Annotated in this window: 16 protein-coding genes and 1 pseudogene; 8 read left to right on the top strand and 9 right to left on the bottom strand. The window is 41.4% G+C overall.

The genetic code is table 11. From position 1 onward, the window contains the following. Positions 1-50: 50 nt before the first annotated feature. The 3 genes from fsa to rnr all read left to right on the top strand — a co-directional run bounded on the left by fsa (position 51) and on the right by rnr (position 3,808). Positions 51-710: a fructose-6-phosphate aldolase gene (gene fsa, locus QE382_RS05805; protein WP_307185054.1), complete on the top strand. Its 660-nt coding sequence runs from the start codon at positions 51-53 to the stop codon at positions 708-710. A 271-nt stretch (positions 711-981) separates the two neighbouring features. Further along, complete coding sequence (locus tag QE382_RS05800; protein ID WP_209581612.1) at positions 982-1,410, top strand: Fur family transcriptional regulator; 429 nt, start codon at positions 982-984, stop codon at positions 1,408-1,410. 265 nt (positions 1,411-1,675) lie between these two features. Continuing rightward, positions 1,676-3,808 (top strand): ribonuclease R, encoded by a 2,133-nt coding sequence (rnr, locus tag QE382_RS05795; protein ID WP_307185053.1) that lies wholly within the window; start codon positions 1,676-1,678, stop codon positions 3,806-3,808. A 95-nt stretch (positions 3,809-3,903) separates the two neighbouring features. Here rnr and QE382_RS05790 read toward each other — a convergent pair whose 3' ends face one another. Continuing rightward, the gene (locus QE382_RS05790; RefSeq protein WP_307185052.1) at positions 3,904-4,317 is read right to left on the bottom strand and encodes a hypothetical protein; all 414 of its coding nucleotides are present in this window, start codon (positions 4,315-4,317) and stop codon (positions 3,904-3,906) included. Between the two features lie 416 nt (positions 4,318-4,733). Between QE382_RS05790 and rpsL the strand changes: the two genes are divergently transcribed. From rpsL to rpsJ, 4 genes are all read left to right on the top strand, one after another. Then, a complete protein-coding gene (rpsL, locus tag QE382_RS05785) occupies positions 4,734-5,147 on the top strand; it encodes a 30S ribosomal protein S12 (protein ID WP_002993550.1) in 414 nt (137 codons plus the stop codon). A 19-nt stretch (positions 5,148-5,166) separates the two neighbouring features. Further along, a complete protein-coding gene (rpsG, locus tag QE382_RS05780; protein WP_046671863.1) occupies positions 5,167-5,634 on the top strand; it encodes a 30S ribosomal protein S7 in 468 nt (155 codons plus the stop codon). Between the two features lie 135 nt (positions 5,635-5,769). After that, entirely contained in the window at positions 5,770-7,893 is a 2,124-nt protein-coding gene (fusA, locus tag QE382_RS05775; RefSeq protein ID WP_293888883.1) for an elongation factor G, read from the top strand. Positions 7,894-8,025: 132 nt separating this feature from the next. Further along, positions 8,026-8,331: a 30S ribosomal protein S10 gene (gene rpsJ, locus QE382_RS05770; protein ID WP_028070501.1), complete on the top strand. Its 306-nt coding sequence runs from the start codon at positions 8,026-8,028 to the stop codon at positions 8,329-8,331. Positions 8,332-8,401: 70 nt separating this feature from the next. On the opposite strand, the gene QE382_RS05765 is transcribed toward rpsJ, so the two are convergent. Next, positions 8,402-8,995, bottom strand: coding sequence for a porin family protein (locus QE382_RS05765; protein WP_307185050.1), 594 nt, complete (start codon positions 8,993-8,995; stop codon positions 8,402-8,404). A 106-nt stretch (positions 8,996-9,101) separates the two neighbouring features. Here QE382_RS05765 and QE382_RS05760 point away from each other — a divergent pair. Further along, positions 9,102-9,248 (top strand): annotated as a pseudogene (locus tag QE382_RS05760) (30S ribosomal protein S10); the annotation flags it as partial. Between the two features lie 73 nt (positions 9,249-9,321). Here the strand turns inward: QE382_RS05760 and QE382_RS05755 are convergent. The 7 genes from QE382_RS05755 to QE382_RS05725 form a co-directional block, all read right to left on the bottom strand. After that, a complete protein-coding gene (locus QE382_RS05755) occupies positions 9,322-9,525 on the bottom strand; it encodes a hypothetical protein (RefSeq protein WP_307185049.1) in 204 nt (67 codons plus the stop codon). Between the two features lie 11 nt (positions 9,526-9,536). Then, positions 9,537-11,078: a DUF4434 domain-containing protein gene (locus QE382_RS05750; RefSeq protein WP_307185048.1), complete on the bottom strand. Its 1,542-nt coding sequence runs from the start codon at positions 11,076-11,078 to the stop codon at positions 9,537-9,539. A 34-nt stretch (positions 11,079-11,112) separates the two neighbouring features. Then, positions 11,113-12,480: a hypothetical protein gene (locus QE382_RS05745; RefSeq protein WP_307185047.1), complete on the bottom strand. Its 1,368-nt coding sequence runs from the start codon at positions 12,478-12,480 to the stop codon at positions 11,113-11,115. A 4-nt stretch (positions 12,481-12,484) separates the two neighbouring features. Then, a complete protein-coding gene (locus QE382_RS05740) occupies positions 12,485-13,588 on the bottom strand; it encodes an SGNH/GDSL hydrolase family protein (protein WP_307185046.1) in 1,104 nt (367 codons plus the stop codon). 67 nt (positions 13,589-13,655) lie between these two features. Further along, complete coding sequence (locus QE382_RS05735) at positions 13,656-15,053, bottom strand: DUF5018 domain-containing protein (RefSeq protein ID WP_293881999.1); 1,398 nt, start codon at positions 15,051-15,053, stop codon at positions 13,656-13,658. A 16-nt stretch (positions 15,054-15,069) separates the two neighbouring features. Further along, on the bottom strand, positions 15,070-16,653 hold the full coding sequence (locus QE382_RS05730) for a RagB/SusD family nutrient uptake outer membrane protein (protein ID WP_307185045.1): 1,584 nt from the start codon (positions 16,651-16,653) through the stop codon (positions 15,070-15,072). Between the two features lie 11 nt (positions 16,654-16,664). Then, positions 16,665-19,832: a SusC/RagA family TonB-linked outer membrane protein gene (locus tag QE382_RS05725; protein ID WP_307185044.1), complete on the bottom strand. Its 3,168-nt coding sequence runs from the start codon at positions 19,830-19,832 to the stop codon at positions 16,665-16,667. Between the last annotated feature and the right edge of the window lie 19 nt (positions 19,833-19,851).

Genomic DNA, 19,851 nt, shown 5'->3' with positions numbered 1-19,851 from the left:
TATTTTCAACAATAGAATAATCAAATAATTATCATTCAACACAATACACAATGAAATTTTTTATTGACACAGCGAACCTAGAACAAATCAAAGAAGCTCAAGATTTAGGCGTATTAGACGGTGTAACGACCAATCCGAGTTTAATGGCTAAAGAAGGTATTAGCGGTGATGAAAACGTAATCAACCATTATAAAGCGATCTGTGCGATCGTTGATGGCGACGTAAGTGCAGAAGTTATTTCTACTACTTATGAGGAAATGATCAAAGAAGGAGAAGCGTTGGCAGCTCTTGATAATAAGATTGTTGTTAAAGTTCCTATGATCAAAGATGGCGTAAAAGCAATTAAATATTTCAGCAAAAAAGGCATTAAAACAAATTGTACATTAGTGTTCACAGCGGGTCAGGCGTTATTGGCTGCTAAAGCTGGTGCAACCTATGTATCTCCTTTCATTGGTCGTTTGGATGATATCTCTACAGATGGATTGGCGCTGATTGAAGATATCCGTTTGATCTACGATAACTACAACTATTCAACGCAAATATTAGCGGCTTCTGTACGTCACAGTGCGCACATTCTAGGATGTGCTAAAATTGGCGCTGATGTGATGACAGGTCCATTGTCGGCGATCCTTTCCCTATTGAAACACCCATTGACAGATAGCGGTTTGGCAACATTTTTAGCTGATCACGCTAAAGCTGCAGGAAAATAAGGCATCTATAGTTCCATATAGCGTTAAAACCGATAAGTAAGATGACACGAATATTAAACTTATCGGTTTTCTTTATTTCATCAGATTCCGTATTTTTGTCTTATCAAAGCTTCAGCTGACTAGTGAAAAAGATTTAATTTTTGTTTCATCTAGGGAAGGGTAAAAGGGGAAAGTGCGATGAATAAATTCGTCAGACAGTTCTTAAAACTTGTAAATGACCATAAATTTCTCTTAGTTTGTATCTGATCTAAGGCTTAACGAAGAAAAATCCATGGAAGATTCCAACACTGTATATCCAGAAATTCTCAAACGAAATAGTTTAAAAGTTACCCAGCCACGGTTGAAGGTACTTGAAATTATCTCCCGTAAAGATTCGGCGATTTCTCAGCCGGAGCTGGAAAAATTACTAGGCAAGGATATTGACCGTGTTACATTATACCGCGTACTGGCCAGTTTTGAAGAGAAAGGGATTATCCATAAAATCTTTGACTTACATGGTACGGCCACATATGCCATGTGTTCGACAAACTGTTCAGAACATGATCACCACGACCAACACGTACATTTTATTTGCCGGGTGTGCAATTCTGTGTACTGTCTGGAAGATATGACTTTACCGAAGGTATCTATACCTGAAGGCTTTAGTCTCGAAGCCATAGCGGTTAATGCGCTTGGTGTGTGCAATCATTGCAAAAAATAAATCAGGCTATACGAAACTAAAACTATTTGTCGGTTCAAGTGTCTATACATCAGCTATCGAAAGATGCTCCGTTTAGCTCGTTATTGTCGTGCCAACTGCTGTTTTTTTTGTACCTTGTCATAATATCGATCTTGCTATCCGACACTCTCACGCTGCGCTTCAGAAGCTGGCTTTGTGCGATCCATTACCGCAGGCAGCTAGCAGAAAGCCGAAGGTTGTTGAGGATCGATACAACTAAATAAATAATAATTAAGAAAAAAATTGGATGAAAACAAGAAAAGAAAATCCATATAAAGAGGTCTTGACACAACTGATCGTCGATATTTTCGAAAAATCAGATAACAAGCCGCTCAACTATAAACAAGTGTCTTCTAAATTGAACCTCACAGATAACGACTCTAAAGTCGCTATCGCCGATATTTTACATGATAATGTTAGAAATGGACTTTTTGTTGAGGTCGAGCGAGGCAAGTTTAATCTGAAGCAACTCAAAGTGTATGTCACAGGGAAGGTCGATATGACCGCCGATGGTTCTGCCTATGTCATTCCTGATGACGAATTTGAAAATGACATTTATATTGCCCCACGTAAGCTGAGGCAGGCGCTACACGGAGATATCGTTAAGGTACATACTTTTGAAAAACGAAAAGGTGGCCGTAAAAAAGAAGGTGAAGTGGTTGAAATCCTGCAAAGGGCAAAGACCGATTTTACGGGAACCATCAGTATCTCCAATAATTTTGCATTTTTCATTGCGGACGATCGCAAGATGTTGCACGACATCTTCATTCCCTTGGATAACCTGAATGGTGCCAAGGATAAAGAAAAAGTAGTGGTTTCGATTATTGACTGGCCGAGCGGAAGCAAAAACCCTGTGGGGACTGTAAAACATGTTTTGGGTACCAAAGGAGAAAACAATACCGAGATGAATGCGATTTTGGCCGACTTTGGTTTTCCATTGGAATTCCCGAAAAAAGTGGAAGCCGAAGCCAATAATATTTCGGAAGAAATAAGCAACGAGGAAGTTGCGAAAAGACGCGATTTTAGAAATGTGACGACCTTTACCATTGACCCGGCAGATGCAAAAGATTTCGATGATGCAATTTCATTTCAGAAACTGGAGAATGGCAATTATGAGATTGGTGTTCATATTGCTGATGTTTCCCATTTTGTGGTGCCTGATACAGAATTAGATAAAGAAGCCTTCAGTCGCGGCACATCGGTTTATTTGGTAGACCGCGTTATCCCTATGCTTCCAGAGCGCCTCTCCAATGGTGTATGTTCCTTACGTCCACATGAAGATAAGCTGTGTTTTTCAGCAGTTTTCGAACTGGATGAAAAAGCTAATGTACACGATCAATGGTTTGGGCGCACAGTGATTCACTCGGATAGACGGTTTAGCTATGAAGAGGCGCAGGAGGTGATCGAGACGAGATCGGGTGATTTCAGCGAGGAGATTCTGAAATTAAATGAACTCGCTTATATCCTTCGCGAGCGGAAGTTTAAAAATGGAGCGATAGCGTTTGAAAGTGAAGAAGTGAAATTCACGCTGGATGAAAATGGCAAACCTACGGGGGTATACACCAAAGTCCGGAAAGACGCTCATAAGCTGATTGAAGACTTTATGTTATTGGCCAATCGTAAGGTTGCTGAATTTATCGGTAAGCAAGGGCGCGGAAAAAACAAGCTTACGTTTGTTTACCGTTTTCACGATGTACCTAATCCAGAAACACTCACTACCTTCTCTCAATTTGCTGCACGGTTTGGCCATAAATTGACGATCAAGACCGATAAGGAAACGGCCAAATCTTTGAACGCGTTGATGACCAAAATAGAAGGCAGCAAAGAGCAAAACATGCTGACTTCGCTTGCCGTACGTTCGATGGCCAAGGCGATCTACACGACGAAAAAGACAAGCCACTATGGGTTGGCATTCGATTATTACACACACTTCACCTCTCCTATCCGCCGCTATCCGGATGTGATGGTACACCGTCTATTACAGTTTTATTTAGATGGCTGCACGAAGATCAATGCAGAGCATTATGAAAAGATGGCTGAGCATTCTTCCCAAATGGAGAAAAAAGCGGCTGAGGCCGAGCGCGCATCCATCAAGTACAAACAAGCGGAATATTTGCAGGACCAGATTGGCACCGAATATACCGGTATTGTATCGGGCGTGACCGAATGGGGTATGTATGTCGAGATTGAGGAGAACAAATGTGAGGGTATGGTACGCTTGCGGGATATTACCGATGACTTTTACGTGCTTGACGAGAAAAACTATGCAATCATTGGACAACGGAAGAAAAAGAAATTTCAGTTGGGTGATGAGGTTCAGATCCGCGTGAAGAAAGTCGATCTGGATAAAAGGCAGATTGATTTTACGTTGTTGAGTTAAATTATAGATTAATAGAAAGCCGTTTTGATTACATACAAAACGGCTTTCTGATTCAATAGATATTAATTTCTATCTTAAACTCGACAAATATAAATTTATTGTTTATCACCAGTAAAAGTCACCAAACGTTCACCTTCTGCCATGACAGTAAATTGAGTTAATAAACTTTTTTCTTTAATATCAAATAGGAATGATCCGCCTGTGGCACCAACAGCGCCTTGAATAAACATCCCGCTCTGATTCGATACATTAAATTCTCTATCTGCTACATTAAGTGATTTATTGCTAAAAGATACTTTGACACGTTCATTAGATACCTTAGAGACAACGACCATTTGATCAAAAAATTCATTTCCCCCAACTTGTACCTTACCTTTGTAGGTACCTACAGCAACATCAATACTACCACTTGTCGGAACGGTATTATCATCATCTTTCGAACATCCAACAAAGGCGAAAGTTACCAAGGCCAATACAACCGCATACATTAATTTCATTTTCATTTTCATAACTTGAATACTTTATCTGTTTTTACTAAATAATTTTATCCGTGTTTATCAAATGCTTTGCCAAACAGCACGCAAAAACATGCAGACTACACAATATACTTGGAAACAAGTAGAAAAATAATTTCGGCCAAAAGACTATTGCTAAGTGTAATACCAAGGGAAAACAGATCCGCAGCAGCTATTATTCCAAAATTATTGTTGATTCAGGATATACCAATTACTAGCATATGACTGTCTATATTTCAGGACAAAAGAGGTTCGCATAGGGATAGGAGAGCGTAATGACGAATTAGAGGTCCTATTTCGAAAAAATAATCTAATTATTATACAGTAACTATTTCATATTCAAAAGGGAATCAGTATCTTTGCGAACTTAAAATAATTTAGGTACAAAATTTATAAACAAAAACAGGTAAATGCCTACTATTCAACAATTAGTTAGAAAAGGTAGAGTAGCTCTGGTTGATAAGAGTAAGTCACCAGCGTTGGACTCATGTCCACAGCGAAGAGGTGTATGTACACGTGTATATACTACTACCCCTAAAAAACCAAACTCAGCAATGCGTAAAGTAGCTCGTGTACGTTTAACAAACGGTAAAGAGGTCAACGCTTACATCCCTGGAGAAGGTCACAACTTACAAGAGCACTCGATCGTTTTGATCCGCGGTGGTCGTGTTAAGGATTTACCAGGTGTGCGTTACCACATCATCCGTGGTGCATTAGATACTTCAGGTGTAGCAGGTCGTAACCAACGTCGTTCAAAATACGGAACTAAGCGTCCTAAACCAGGACAAGCAGCTGCAGCTCCAGCAAAAGGTAAAAAGAAATAATTAAACGGAGGAAAGAAAAATGAGAAAATCAAAACCGAAAAAGAGAATCATTTTACCTGATCCAAAGTTTAACGACGTTCAGGTAACACGTTTCGTAAACAATATGATGGTAGATGGTAAAAAATCTATCGCTTATTCTATTTTTTACGATGCAGTAGAATTAGTAGAACAAAAAACACAAGAAAGCGGTTTAGAAGCTTGGAAAAAAGCTTTAAACAACGTTATGCCTGCTGTTGAAGTTAAATCACGTCGTGTGGGTGGTGCAAACTTCCAAGTTCCTATGGAGGTTCGTCCAGACCGTAAAATCGCTTTAGGTATGAAATGGTTAATTTCATACGCTCGCAAACGTGGTGAAAAAACAATGTTCGAGAAATTAGCAGGAGAAATCATTTCAGCTTCTAAAGGTGAAGGTGCTGCTGTTAAGAAGAAAGAAGATACGCACAAAATGGCGGAAGCTAACAAAGCGTTCTCACACTTCAGATTCTAATTTTGAAGACATTCAAAAAAATATGATTACACCGACCTCCGATAAAAGAACAATCCTTTATCAAGGTCGGTGTACTTATTTAACATTACATTTAAACACATAAGGCCCTTGTATGGCCAGTTGCTTAAAAATATTATGGCAAGAGATTTAAAATTCACTAGAAATATCGGTATCGCTGCTCACATCGATGCTGGTAAAACTACAACAACTGAGCGTATCCTTTATTACTCAGGTGTAAACCACAAAATTGGTGAAGTTCACGAAGGTGCTTCAACAATGGACTGGATGGAGCAAGAAGCTGAGCGTGGTATCACAATTACTTCTGCTGCTACAACTGTATTCTGGAACTACCGTGGTAGCAAATACCAAGTAAACGTAATCGATACTCCAGGACACGTGGATTTCACGGTTGAAGTAAACCGTTCATTACGTGTATTAGACGGATTAGTATTCTTGTTCTCAGCTGTTGATGGTGTTGAGCCTCAATCTGAAACAAACTGGCGTTTAGCGGATGGTTATAAAGTACCTCGTATCGGTTTCGTTAACAAAATGGACCGTTCAGGAGCTGACTTCTTGAAAGTTGTAAAACAAGTTAAAGATATGTTAGGTTCTGATGCAGTTGCTTTGCAATTGCCTATCGGTGCGGAAGATAGTTTTAAAGGTGTAGTTGACTTAATCAACAACCGTGGTATCGTTTGGAATGAGCATGATAAAGGAATGACTTTCACTGAAGTTCCTATTCCTGATGATATGGTGGAAGAAGTTGCCGAATACCGTGAGAAATTATTAGAAGCTGTTGCTGGTTATGATGAGACTTTGATGGAGAAATTCTTCGAAGATCCAGATTCATTGACTGAGCGTGAGATCTTAAATGCGTTACGCGCTGCTGTATTGGATAACTCTATCGTTCCTATGGTTTGTGGTTCATCTTTCAAAAACAAAGGTGTTCAAACCATGTTGGATTTGGTGATGGAATTATTGCCTTCTCCTCTTGATGTAGAGGCTGTAAAAGGAACTAACCCTGATACAGGCGAAGAAATATTACGTAAACCATCTGTAAACGAACCATTCGCTGCTTTAGGTTTCAAAATCGCGACTGACCCATTTGTAGGTCGTTTATGTTTTATCCGTGCTTATTCTGGTAAGTTAGATGCAGGTTCTTATGTATTGAACACACGTTCAGGAAACAAAGAGCGTATCTCTCGTATCTTCCAGATGCACGCGAACAAACAAAACCCTATCCCTTTCATTGAGGCAGGTGATATCGGCGCTGTTGTAGGTTTCAAAGACATCAAAACTGGTGATACACTTTGTGACGAAAAAGCTCCTATCGTATTGGAGTCTATGACTTTCCCTGAGCCAGTGATTGGTTTGGCAATTGAGCCTAAAACTCAGGCTGACGTTGATAGATTAGGTATTGGTCTTGGTAAATTGGCTGAAGAGGATCCAACATTCGTTGTAAAAACTGATGAAGAAACTGGTCAAACAGTAATCTCTGGTATGGGAGAGCTCCACTTAGAGATCTTGATCGACCGTTTGAAACGTGAATTTAAAGTTGAGGTTAACCAAGGTGCTCCTCAAGTATCTTACAAAGAGTCTATCAATGGTACTACTGAGCACCGTGAAGTATTCAAAAAACAATCAGGTGGTCGTGGTAAATTCGCGGATATCAAAGTTGTTATCTCTCCAGCGGATGAAGATTTCGATTTAACAAAATCACCTCTTCAATTCGTTAATGAAATCGTTGGTGGTAAAATTCCTAAAGAATTTATTCCTTCAGTTCAAAAAGGATTTGAAACTTCAATGAAAAATGGTGTGTTAGCAGGATTCCCATTATCAGGAATGAAAGTTCGTTTGATTGATGGTTCATTCCACGCTGTCGATTCAGATTCATTGTCTTTCGAATTAGCTGCTCGTCAAGCATACCGTGAAGGATTGCCTAAATGTTCTCCAGTGTTAATGGAACCAATCATGAAGATTGAGGTTTTAACACCTGAAGAAAACATGGGTGATGTAATGGGTGACTTAAACCGTCGTCGTGGTCAAATGCAAGGTTTGGATTCACGTAATGGTGTACAAGTAATCAAAGCATTGGTTCCACTTTCTGAGATGTTCGGTTACGTAACACAATTACGTACAATCACTTCAGGCCGTGCTACATCTACAATGGAATTTGATCACTTTGAAGAAGCTCCTCGTAACGTTGCTGAAGAGGTGATTGCAAAATCAAAAGGTAAAATCAAAGGTTCTGTAGAATAATATAGAACATAGATAGAGGAACAAAGATGAAGTACTGTTGTAATTTGTCTTTGTTCTTTAATAAAATATTAAATAAACACCGATTGCTAGTTGTGAATAGCTCTAATTAGCAGTCATTTTAAATAAATAAAAATGAGCCAAAGAATCAGAATTAAATTGAAATCTTACGATTACAATTTGGTTGACAAATCAGCTGAAAAAATCGTAAAAACAGTAAAACCTACAGGTGCAGTTGTTAGTGGTCCTATTCCATTGCCTACTGAGAAAAAAATCTATACGGTATTACGTTCACCACACGTTAACAAAAAAGCACGTGAGCAATTCCAATTGTGTGCTTACAAAAGATTGTTGGATATCTATTCATCAAACGCTAAAACTGTTGACGCATTGATGAAACTTGAATTGCCTTCAGGTGTTGAAGTAGAAATCAAAGTGTGATAGATTTCAGTCACTGAAAAAAGAAAGGGCTTTTCTTGCGAAAAGCCCTTTTTTGTTTATATTTTTTTTATTAGAACTGGTATCCAACACCTACTGAGAATACGCGGTTTTTAACCGATTCACCATCGACAGGTTTTTTGGCCATATTGGTAAGTCCTAATCCATAACCAGCATTGATCAAGAAACCATTTGTTAGTTTGTAACCACCCAATAAATTTAAACCAGCATCGAAGGTCTTTATATTAGCATCACTGAAGCTCATACCTTCACTTACATTCCCTAATTTTGCTTTAGCGTGAATACCAAATCCAGCATAAGGACCTGCGCCTAAAAATACGTTACCAGAATTTCCTGTCGGAATAGAATATACAAAATTGACTGGTACTTCAATGTACATTAAATTTAATTTTGTATCATCAAAATCTTTACCACCTTTACCCTGGAAGGACACTCCAGGTTGAATACTAAAGCTATTCGCTAAAGGCACATCCGCATATCCGGTAACATAAAAATTAGTAGCGTTATTAGATATAGTAGTAATGTTTCCTCCTTTTGCTATTAACTTTGCGAAGTTAACACCAGCCTTTAAACCATAAGAAGTCTGTGCTTTTGCTCCAGCAACAAAAAATAATGCCGCAGCGATTGATAGTAATTTTCTTTTCATTAAAAATAAATTAAATAATGAACAAAAATACAACATAATTTAATTAAATACAATAAAATAGTAATCTCTGCAAGATATTCTAAAAAAATCTTAGATAATGGGTCTACCACTTGTTAACAAAAATGCACGTGAGCAATTCCAATTGTGTGCTTACAAAAGATTGTTGGATATCTATTAATTAAACGCTAAAACTGTTGACGCATTGATGAAACTTGAATTGCCTTCAGGTGTTGAAGTAGAAATCAAAGTGTGATAGATTTCAATCACTGAAAAAAGAAAGGGCCTTTCGTAAGAAAAGCCCATTTTTGTTGTTTATATTTTTTTGACTAGAATTGGTAACCGACGCCTACTGAGAATACGCGGTTTTTAACCGATTCACCATCGAAAGATTCTTTGGCTATATTGGTAAGTCCTAATCCGTAACCAGCATTGATCAAGAAACCATTTGTTAGTTTGTAACCACCCAATAAATTTAACCCAGCATCGAAACGTTGCACTCCGTTCTCATCACAACTATTCGCAAAATTCATTTATTGCCAATCTATTTATCAATACGAGGGTTAACCAATATTTCATCACATACTATCCGGAAATTAGCTTCTCGTTCTGCGACAACCTTCACGTATCTACCTCTTGTTTTTAATTTAGCGGTCGAAGCGATGTCGATCCAACAATCATGTTTATCATTTTTTGACGCAGATAGGTTTATAGTTTGCAGGTGATTAAATTGTTTTCCATCCTTAGAAACATAAAAATGTACTGCTGCAGGCAATAAGATACCCGCAGGACGATAGTGCAGAAACCGTGCTGCTAGTAAATGTATAGGCAGTTGTTTTTTAAGATCAAGTATAACACCCATATTCTGATTTCCAAAATCCACCCAATTTAAGTCATCGGTGTGCTCCTCGCCCAACTTACCATCTGTTAATTTATCATAAACAACGGATTTTGCAAAATTACCTTCGACCTTTATATCTGCACCTATTGCATAGTGCATTACGTCGCCTTTAAATGTTGCCTCCAGCAAAGGCCAACGTCCTTTGCGCTGCTTCCAATCTGTAAAATCGATGAACGACTGTGCCGACTCGATGGGCTGACCAATTGGCATAATCGAGTTTGCATCATCGATAATACCATAAACTGAAAAACTGATCACGTTTTTTGCTCCCGCCAGTGAAGCGGCAACAAGCTGCGACAGGTAGCGTGGAAAAGCAGCCGGAATCAACGCAGATTCTCGAGAGTTGTCCTCCTTCTGCCAGGTAAACGATTCGATATTGGACCAAAATTCTATCCCTGTGTCTTCATGTATCTTGCCCAGTTTTTTAAAGTTTTCCCTAACACGTGGCAAAGGCATCGGTTCGCGCACGCAGCCAACTTCATCCTGATAGGCGATGATATCGACGTTTAGCTTCTTGATCTGTTGGGCAAACTTTGGATCTTCCAACGCGGCGTAACAAACACCATAAGGTGATATCATCACTTTCTTACCCGGAGTTAAATTTTTGGCTATCCCTGTAAGTGTATTTGCAGCATGGACCGCTTCATCAGAAAGAATAGGTTCCATGCTATCCTCCACAGGAAGATACCAGCCGTAGAATGATTTGTTTCTCGCGAATAGAGCGGCGGTTTCTTGCATAATACGTTGTTGCAATGCTTTAATCTTCGGATCACGTATGTTATCATCCTGATTTTCAGCCCAACCACAACTCATAAACACATGCATGCCATATTGATCTGCAGCCTCCATGATGGCCTCAACAGGACTTTGTTGCCCCGCTGGATACGCTGCCGGCATAAAAGAGGAAGGGTAGAATGCTTTGCCGTCGTTGGCCACCGCCATGAGAACGAGATACCTGAGGCCCATCTGCGCGTATTCCTCAATTTTTGTTTTCCAGAATGCTGGCGCAAGACAATCGACATGCGCCGGATTCATGTATGTATTGCGTACATCTTGGTAGGGTAAATTAAGCCATGTACCTTTTAATGGTTTTAAGTCCTGTGCCTGGAGCTTTACAGCAACCGCGGCAGTCAACAAACTAACGACAAACAAAAAGCATCCTATTTTAACGAATAATCTTTTCATGATATTTAGGCAAAATTTTAGTATAAAAATATAATTAATTGATATAGAACCAGCCCAGCCCTTTTTCTGTATAAACCATTTTCCAGTGCGCATCTACCTCTTTTATTAGTGCTAATGGTACGATGGCATCGCTAATCACAGCTGATTGCAGCGAAGGATCCCTATAGAGTTTTCTTGGCACCGGATTGTCGATATTATTTTTTGGCCAGATACCTTCTTTTTTTGAAAAGGCGTATTCGTAAGCCACATTGCTATAGTACCCCGATTGCAGCGCTAGATCAAAAAACGGCAACCACCAAATTGGGTATCGCTTTTCTACAGACGGATTACTGTAGCCCAAGGAGACGATATCTGCCTGGATACTCAATGCAACCTTTGGGTTGGCTGCCTGTATGGCCTTAGCAAAAGTGGCATAATCCTGTAGATAGTTGTAAGGAAGTTTAGGATCCAGCCAATCCTGGGCTGCGGTTTGCAAAACCATGACATCCGGCTGTACTTCTTCGGCAAGTGCAGGCATATCTAAGCCAAAGTGTTCGCGAATTTCAGCAATGGTGCCTTGTCTAATGCCCATCCCCCATATCGCATAAAGGACATCGGCATTAACCTCTTTAATGGCCTTCTTTATCTGCTTGTTAAAAGACAAAATTGCGTCTGCTCTAAAATCCATCCACTTGCTATAAACAGCCGGATTCTTTACGATGTAATCAAAAGAAACAGTGGCCAATCCAGATCCTATATATTTCTCGGTAAACTTTTTTCGCGCAAACGCGCTCACATCACCATAAAAACCATTTCCATTCAATGTTTTCCATTCGGGAAAGTAACTTTCCGCAAATTCGACGCCATCCACCTCGTAATTTTGCAAGATGCGCTTCACGCGATTTATTTGCCAATCGACAAACTCCGGTCTGTGGAAAGAAAAAAACTTGATACCAGGATTTGGATAAGGTTTAAGGAACTCCATTTGCCAGTCGCTCGGCAGGTCAGAATTGCCATAGATACAGTTCCCGAGCAGCATAAACCAAACAGCAATTTTTTCTGCTTTAAGAGCCTGCAAATACGCAGGCTTCAACAATTGGTCATTCCTACTGCCATCCCAGTTACCAACTATAAAAAAATGTACCGATCGTACATTGGCCATACGAAGATCAGCAACCAGCGTCTCTGGGGAGATCTGTTGTTGGTAAAGCATCTCCGGATCAATCTGTATGGAGTTGCCTTTTATCTTTTTTAGTGCAGGTGTTTCAATAAATAATCCCTTTTCGGAACCATTCGGCGGTTCGGGCGTAGGAATTATTGGTGGGTCTGGTGCTGTTGCACCGCAACTGGGGAGGACACCAACGATCAGCACTAGATATAATAATCTATGCCAATAGGATGTAAATTTGTAAATTATCATCATAACGTTATTTTATAACTCGGTCTTCCAGTGACCAATCCATTACCGTAGCCACATAGGGCACCAAAAAAGTAGCCATCTTCTGCTGCCCACGTACGCCAGGGTGCCAAGCAGCTCCCATATCCGAATCATTGTTCATCACGTTTTTTAAGGAAGCTGTATGGTGCAGATTGGTGTCTCCAGCGCGTTCTACAATTTCGGCAATGTAGCGTTCAACCGGATCAGCTAAACGAGATACGACACATAAAATTTTCACCTCGGGACCATATACACTCCGCAATTGTCTAATAATGCGGAGATACGCTTTTTCAAATGTTGTTTGCGAAGGAATTGGTTGCGTAGAAAAATCGTTCGATCCCAGATTGATAATAACTAAATCAGGTTTGTACTGATCAAATTTATAGCGTGTGGATGAATCGCTATTCAAGGTATTCAACATGGCATCCTTCATGGTGTATCGAGAACTCGTTAACGTATCGCCATAGTTTCTAGCTGCACCACGTCCTGAATGTGCAATCAGGGCATAGTCTGTTTGAAAGTACCGCGCCAGTATGCAAGCGTAGGTCTTGTCCGCATTTTCAGTTTCCACACTAAAGTCCTGCTCTCTGTTCGTTCCATCTGCGCCATATCCTACCGTAAAAGAGTCGCCGATGAATTCTATAAATCGAGCTGGTCGAGACACAACACCATCGAGTAAAGACTTATTGCCGAGCATAAAACCTTTTATCGTCGTGCAACCGAACTCGCCTTCCGAGCGTTTTTGTACACGTACGTGATATGCCTTGTTGCCTTTCAGGTTTGAAACGATCGTAATCACTGTATCCCTGCTATTGATCAGAAAAGTCTTCTCTAGTCTACCATCAACGAAAACATTGTAATAACTTTCCCCTGTATCCGAAGCCCGCATGGCGACAGATTGTCCGGTCAACTTAAACTCAAAATAAGTTCCAACCCAATCAAAAGTCACCTCGTTAGATGCATTGGTAATCGTCCGTCCGACGTATGTGACTTGTGGTGTATTTGCTGGGAGCTGTCGCACCGTTCTGTCCTGTGAAAAGCATTTGCAAACACAGCCCAAAACAAAGATTAAAATCGCTGCTATTTTTTCCATCTTATAAAAAAAGAGGTAACACGTTATCTCTAAGGATAACGTGTTGAATTTTGTTGCTTTATCTAATTTACCTGTTATAACTCATGTCGTAGGCCATCACGCCGGCGTACGCTTTATCATTTGTTGCCATGGTAGCGAAGATTGAAATCTTTTTACCCACCACACGTACATCGATATCGCCGTAGCGATTGTAGTTTGTACCACCATAGGCGTCCGATTCGAATAACATAAAATCACGGTAAGATGGAGAATCTGCTAGCAGCAGCATTTTGTTTGGGTCTGTAATATCATAGACCTTAATGTGGGTTGCATCCCAAGCGAAAAAGCCCTGTGTAAGGATAGCCATAAACTGATTTCCATCGACATTAAACACTTCGAAGTCTAAGATTTTATAATAATGGTTTGATGAGGCCATTTGAACGACATCCATTGTCGGTGTAAATTTAACAAAGCGGCTTCCTTTTTCCCGGTTGGCATCTGAAGCCACGTAGTTACAGTATGTCAGGTAGTGATCAGAATTGTCGTCCAAAGATTTACGCTGTACGGTTGCAAATGTCCATGGAGCAGCCGCTGCATAGCGAATAACCGTTGGGTTTGAATTCACGACCACACCGTCGTTAAACTCCCAATAGTAAATCTGATTATTGACCGCCGGTGCTGTTGCATAAACATACGATTTCCCTTGCTTTAAATTACCGATGATAGAGATTTTACGTCCTAGCTCGGCTGGAGCTCCATCTGCAGCAGTATAGTTCAAGATAAGCTTCGGCTTACTATCCACATCCTCGTAGTAATATAACATCAATCCTGCCGAATAGATATTGTATCGGTTGACCACAAAGTGATCCGCGTCATCTGCGCTCACCTGCATACAGAATGTTGTTGGCGCAGGGATAGTCTTCACATAGGCTCCGTCGCTAGCGTTGTACACCCGCACACCTACTGTTTCTCCCAAATTGCCACCCGAAAAATCGGCAACCAATAGTTGATCTTTTACCACTGTCATTCCAGAGATATTGGTGCGAAGTATCCCCATTTTGTCAGCAGTATAGAACCAGCGTTTCTTGAATGTTGTGCGTGGAAGGGTCGGCACAGCCTTGATAATATGGCGCTTGCTATTTCCGTCACCATCAATCACCCGTACCGCTAGCGGATGGGTAAAGTCCATCACACCTGTCAGCGCCGGCTCCATGCGGGCATTATTTTCCAAGCTAGCTGTAGCTTTTAACTTGGAAATGTCAATAGGTTCTTCCTCTGTTGTTGGTACTTCGACATAGATGGTATCTCCATCCGCATAAGGTCCAGTATTTTTAGCCATGTACTCTGTAGTCTGTCCTGGAATAGCCAACATGAAATTTAACAATCCACGATTAAATTCCGCATCTTTATGCAATTCCACTTTTTGGCAGGATAGCAAACTGAGGATAAACAACAGCGGCAGTGTATATTTTAGATAATTTTTCATCGGTCTATATCTTGGTTTATTTCCACTCATTAAATTGTTCAATATTTGGATTCCGTTGCAGTTCTGCTATAGGAATAGGGAAGCGATTGTATTTTTCCGGATAAACACGGCTACGTCCATTATCAACATCCACCAATTCATAAGTTAAGTTTCCGCTGGTCCCCTTGGTGATTTTAACACCTGTAGCATGTGTACCATTCAATACGCTCGTTGCGAGTCCCCATCGGCGAAGATCCCAAAAACGGTGCCCTTCAAATGCGAGCTCCACCATCCGCTCCCGACGAATTAAGCTCAACAACTGGCCGGTATTTGTCGCGGTTAGATCCCTTGTAAAGCCAGCGCGACGACGCACTTTGTTCAAGGCTTCCAGTCCTGCCGACAATTGCCCTTGCTCGGCCATCGCCTCGGCTTGGATTAACAAAACTTCTGCGTACCGCATGAAATAGAATGTTAGTTCGCCCCTTCCAAGATCCGTCAGTTTTTCATCAAACAATTTACGCATGTAATAACCTGTTGAGGTCGTTCCGCCCCCAATGGCGTACCCTTCTTTCGATCCCACTACAGTTTCCAAAGTACGCCCTTTCCAAGTAGCTCCATTGTAGAGTATTGACGCATAAAAACGAGGTTCTCTCCCTTGGTACGGATTAGCTGCATGTACAGGGTTGTTCCAACTAAAATCTGTCCCGTCTGCCATCTGGTATTCCTTTACCAAATTTTCTGTGGGGCTAATCTGGGCATATCCACCATCCAATGGTGGACCAAAGAAATAGTCAAAAGAATAAGTAAAGTTAGGTGCCAAGAAACCGAACTCCAAAATGCTCTCTTTATTTTCAGCGCCCTCGCTCCGGCGTTGGTTAAATAAAGCTCTGTAATCAGGATAAAGATCATACAGGTTAAGTGCCTGCAAGGACGCTACCGCATCAGAACTGGCCTTCCATCGTTTTGCATAGAGCATGGCACGTGCCTTAAGACCTAATGCTGCCCCCTTGGTTATCTTTCCCCTTTTTGCAGCTGGAACAGTCGCGGGCAGCTGCGCAGCCGCTTTATCCAGATCCGCAGCAATAAAATTCCACACCTCATCTGGCTTGCTAAGCGAGCGTCCCATTCCATCACTCAGGCCATCATACAAAATTACGCTAGCCCCATATCGCTTTGCCAATTCAAAATACACGTAAGCTCTAAAAAACAAAACCTCTCCCTCTGCACGTTGATAAAATTCTGTCGGCAGCCCGACACCCTTTGTTTGCAGCCCGTCTAAAAACTCATTACAATGTCGGATCCAGGTGTATCCCCAAGACCAGTTATCGAGCGGATTGGCTCCCGGTGTGATCGTAGATGAACCTAAGATCAACAGGTTGACCTCGTCATTCGGTGTATTCTTCTTTAGCAAGTCGGCATACGCATCCTGATTGACATGTGCAGAATAATAGGATTGTCCTATCAATGGATAGAACTTATTTAGAGAAAGCTCCACATTGGCTTCCCCACTCCAGGCGACCCGCTCATCATATACATCGGTAAGTTCCGGTTCTATCGAACAGCTTTGAAAACTAAGCATTACGGTCAAAGCCAGTATGCTATATTTATATATCAATTTCATGGTTTTACTAGTTAAAAGGTAAGAGATAAGCCAAATTCATAAACGCGCTGTTGCGGATAATAACCTTGATTCACACTCGGCATTTCGGGATCCAGATAGGGCAAACTGCTCCATGTAACCAGGTTGCTACCCGAAACAAAACAGCGTACTTGTTGAATTTTGGCTTTATTCAACCAAGATGCCGGCAACGTGTAACCGATCTGCGCGGTTTTTAGACGTAGATAAGCGCCGTCTTTTATCCAGAAAGATGAGAACTTGCCGCCGCTCTGTGCCGACTGCGTACTTAAACGAGGGTATTTCGCATTTGTGTTCTCCGGTGTCCAGGCATTCTCCACTAAATATTTTGGCGAATTTCCATCCTGATAAAAAGGCATCGTATAGAAGGTATTATCATAGATTCCTGAATTGGTATAAAGACCTGACAAAGCGACATCCGAACGTGCTGCTCCCTGAAAGAAAGCACTGAAATCAAAACCTTTATAAGAGCCTCCCAAATTTAGTCCAAACATCATTTCTGGCAAGTCACTTTTTCCAATCACAGTCCAATCCTGATCGAACGTAATACGTCCGTCGCCATTCAGATCTTTCAATTTAATCTCTCCTACCCGCGTAGGACCAAAAAGTGCACTGCTCATAATTTCCTCTTCACTTTGAAAAAATCCGTCTGCTACGAAACCATATTTCAGACCGATAGGTCTTCCGGTACGACGAAGATAATCGGGTACATTGGCATTTTCAGTTGTTTCGATTACTTTACTACGTGCAAAGCTTACATTTCCACGTACATTGTAATTAAAATCACCGATAGTGTTCCGATGCGACAAAACAAGCTCAAAGCCCCTGCTATCTACTATCCCCGAGTTGATATAGTTGGGAAAATATCCGCCAAATGATGGTGGATTTAGATTTGACTGACCCTGCAAGATGTCTTTGGTGACCCTATAAAATACATCGGCTTCCACGCCGAGAAGGCCTTTCCATAAGGTAGCTTCCAGACCACCATTATAAGTGGTGGTTGTTTCCCATTTTATATCAAAATTAGGTACCGTGGTGACATTAAGCGGTTTTCCTAACGTATTCCCGATGAGGACCACGGGATCAGCCCCGAGACTCATCGTCCGTAAGAACTGATAGTCTCCGATCCTGTCGTTTCCAAGTTTGCCAATCGATCCACGGATTTTTAAATCATCTACCACGTCAAGCGCTTCTTGGAAAAAGGGCTCCTTAGAGATTCTCCAACCGGCAGATACGGCTGGAAAGATGTCCCAGCGTGTATGAGCGGGAAGCATCGGCGAGCCATCATAACGTCCTAACACTTCCAACAAGTATTTATCAGCGTAGTCGTAGTTTAAACGGAAAGAATAACCGGCTCTACTGAACATCCCATGCCCTCCTTTTACTAGATTATCAATAACTTCCTCACCAAAGTTCAAGTCCATAATATCTGTGATCGGATAACCACGGCGCCCGCCAGATAACGAGCTATTATCTGTGCGCATATATTCGTAGAGAAATAGTGCATTGACCGAATGTGCTCCAAACTTATTCGCATAGCTTATTGATGGTTGGATCGTCTTTTGCCATGAGTCGGTAAACCATTGGTTTAAACTTGCTACGCCACCATTTGCATGCCGTGCAAAAGCTAATGCATACTGCCGGGTAGCATTATTGTATACATCCAATTGATAAGGTAACAAATAGGCTTTACGCATCGTATATCCTTTATCAAAGGCGCCATTTACTTTCAACCGAAGGCCAGACACGCCAGGCACCTCGTACTCAAGAGAAAGATTACTTTGGAAACGGTTGGATCGTATTGAGTTTTCGCCCGATAAATCTCTCGCGGCCAGCGGATTCTGATTACCGTTCCCTGGATTCAGGCTTCCGACGGGAATGCCTGCAGCATTGTAAGCTGGTAAAAACGGATAGGACATCATAGCCTGTGCAAATACCGAGGCATAGCTGTTTCCCAAGCCCGCAGATAAGCCTGGTTCTTTACGGATGTCATCCCGATAAGCAATGTTTAGTGAAAGTTTGAGGTTATCAAGGATATCGGCATCGAAATTTATACGACCGTTATACCGGTCGTAGGACGTGCGATCGATGATGCCATCTTGATTAAAAGCACCCGTTGACACAAAATAACGGTATCGGTCTGAGCCACCATTGAGAGTCAAGTTATTGGTCACCGTTGGAGCGCTACTTTTAAAAAGCATATTAAACCAATCCGTATTGCCAAATATCCCTTGCGGGTCACCATGGGTGATGCGTTCAATCTCATCAACATTGAAACGGCGCGAAGTTTCGGCAACACCATCGAGTTCCTGTGCTTTATTGTAATATTTTACATAATCCGCTGCATTTAAAAATTCAGGAAAAGCGGTATTTTTACTTAGGGCATAGGATCCCTTGTAATTTAAGGTAGGTTTCTGCTGTTTTCCTTTTTTTGTGGTTATTAGGATTACACCGTTAGCACCTCTCACACCATAAATAGCCGCTGACGCATCCTTTAAAACCGAGATCGCTTCTACCTCATCGGGATTGATCTGCGGAAACTCGCGTTCTATACCATCCACGATAATCAGCGGTGAATTATTTCCCAGTGTATTATAGCCACGCACCATGAGCGAAGCACCATCGGACCCCGGCTGGCCGCTGCTTTGGCGAGTTACCAATCCGGGTAAACGCCCTTGCAGCATTGAAGAAAGATTGGCCGTCGGTGCTGTTTTCAATTCATCGCCGCTCATCTGGGCAATAGCTCCTGTAACACTCGCTTTTTTCATTTGCCCATACCCCACAATGATAACCTCATCCAATTTGGTATTATCTTCTTTCAGCAGAAACTCAATGGGTTTATTACCCACTGTGACTATAGTATCCTTTGAAACGTACCCAATTGCCGTTAGTAAAAGGCGTACCTTATTTCCTTCCACTGGTAACGAAAAGCGACCCGATAGGTCTGTCGCTACATTGAGCTTTGTTGCTGTTTCGCGTATGCTTACCCTTTCTAATGGCTGCCTGTTAGTGGCGTTTCGAACGACACCTTCAAGTCGTGACTGTTGTGCGTAGGATCTCGCGAAGGTACAAGACAAGAGACACAGCGCAAATAAGGAACGCGAGAATCTAAGATCACGCCTCTGCCCCTCTTTGCTTAATTGCTTTTGTTTAAATGGCTTCATAAAAGTTTTTGGTTAGTAG

Origin of the sequence: Sphingobacterium zeae (assembly GCF_030818895.1) — a bacterium.
In the GTDB taxonomy this organism is placed as follows: Bacteria; Bacteroidota; Bacteroidia; order Sphingobacteriales; family Sphingobacteriaceae; genus Sphingobacterium; species Sphingobacterium zeae.
The sequence above is the reverse complement of the archived record's forward strand: the minus strand, read 5'-3'. Positions and strand labels throughout refer to the sequence as shown.

Bases quoted from the DNA above. Each gene is read 5' to 3' on its own strand.
- QE382_RS05765 (WP_307185050.1), bottom strand. From the start codon at position 8,995: ATGAAAAGAAAATTACTATCAATCGCTGCGGCATTATTTTTTGTTGCT.
- QE382_RS05745 (WP_307185047.1), bottom strand. From the start codon at position 12,480: ATGATGATAATTTACAAATTTACATCCTATTGGCATAGATTATTATAT.
- QE382_RS05740 (WP_307185046.1), bottom strand. From the start codon at position 13,588: ATGGAAAAAATAGCAGCGATTTTAATCTTTGTTTTGGGCTGTGTTTGC.
- QE382_RS05735 (WP_293881999.1), bottom strand. From the start codon at position 15,053: ATGAAAAATTATCTAAAATATACACTGCCGCTGTTGTTTATCCTCAGT.
- fusA (WP_293888883.1), top strand. From the start codon at position 5,770: ATGGCAAGAGATTTAAAATTCACTAGAAATATCGGTATCGCTGCTCAC.
- rpsL (WP_002993550.1), top strand. From the start codon at position 4,734: ATGCCTACTATTCAACAATTAGTTAGAAAAGGTAGAGTAGCTCTGGTT.
- rpsG (WP_046671863.1), top strand. From the start codon at position 5,167: ATGAGAAAATCAAAACCGAAAAAGAGAATCATTTTACCTGATCCAAAG.
- QE382_RS05725 (WP_307185044.1), bottom strand. From the start codon at position 19,832: ATGAAGCCATTTAAACAAAAGCAATTAAGCAAAGAGGGGCAGAGGCGT.
- fsa (WP_307185054.1), top strand. From the start codon at position 51: ATGAAATTTTTTATTGACACAGCGAACCTAGAACAAATCAAAGAAGCT.
- QE382_RS05730 (WP_307185045.1), bottom strand. From the start codon at position 16,653: ATGAAATTGATATATAAATATAGCATACTGGCTTTGACCGTAATGCTT.
- QE382_RS05790 (WP_307185052.1), bottom strand. From the start codon at position 4,317: ATGAAAATGAAAATGAAATTAATGTATGCGGTTGTATTGGCCTTGGTA.
- rnr (WP_307185053.1), top strand. From the start codon at position 1,676: ATGAAAACAAGAAAAGAAAATCCATATAAAGAGGTCTTGACACAACTG.
- QE382_RS05750 (WP_307185048.1), bottom strand. From the start codon at position 11,078: ATGAAAAGATTATTCGTTAAAATAGGATGCTTTTTGTTTGTCGTTAGT.
- QE382_RS05800 (WP_209581612.1), top strand. From the start codon at position 982: ATGGAAGATTCCAACACTGTATATCCAGAAATTCTCAAACGAAATAGT.
- QE382_RS05755 (WP_307185049.1), bottom strand. From the start codon at position 9,525: ATGAATTTTGCGAATAGTTGTGATGAGAACGGAGTGCAACGTTTCGAT.
- rpsJ (WP_028070501.1), top strand. From the start codon at position 8,026: ATGAGCCAAAGAATCAGAATTAAATTGAAATCTTACGATTACAATTTG.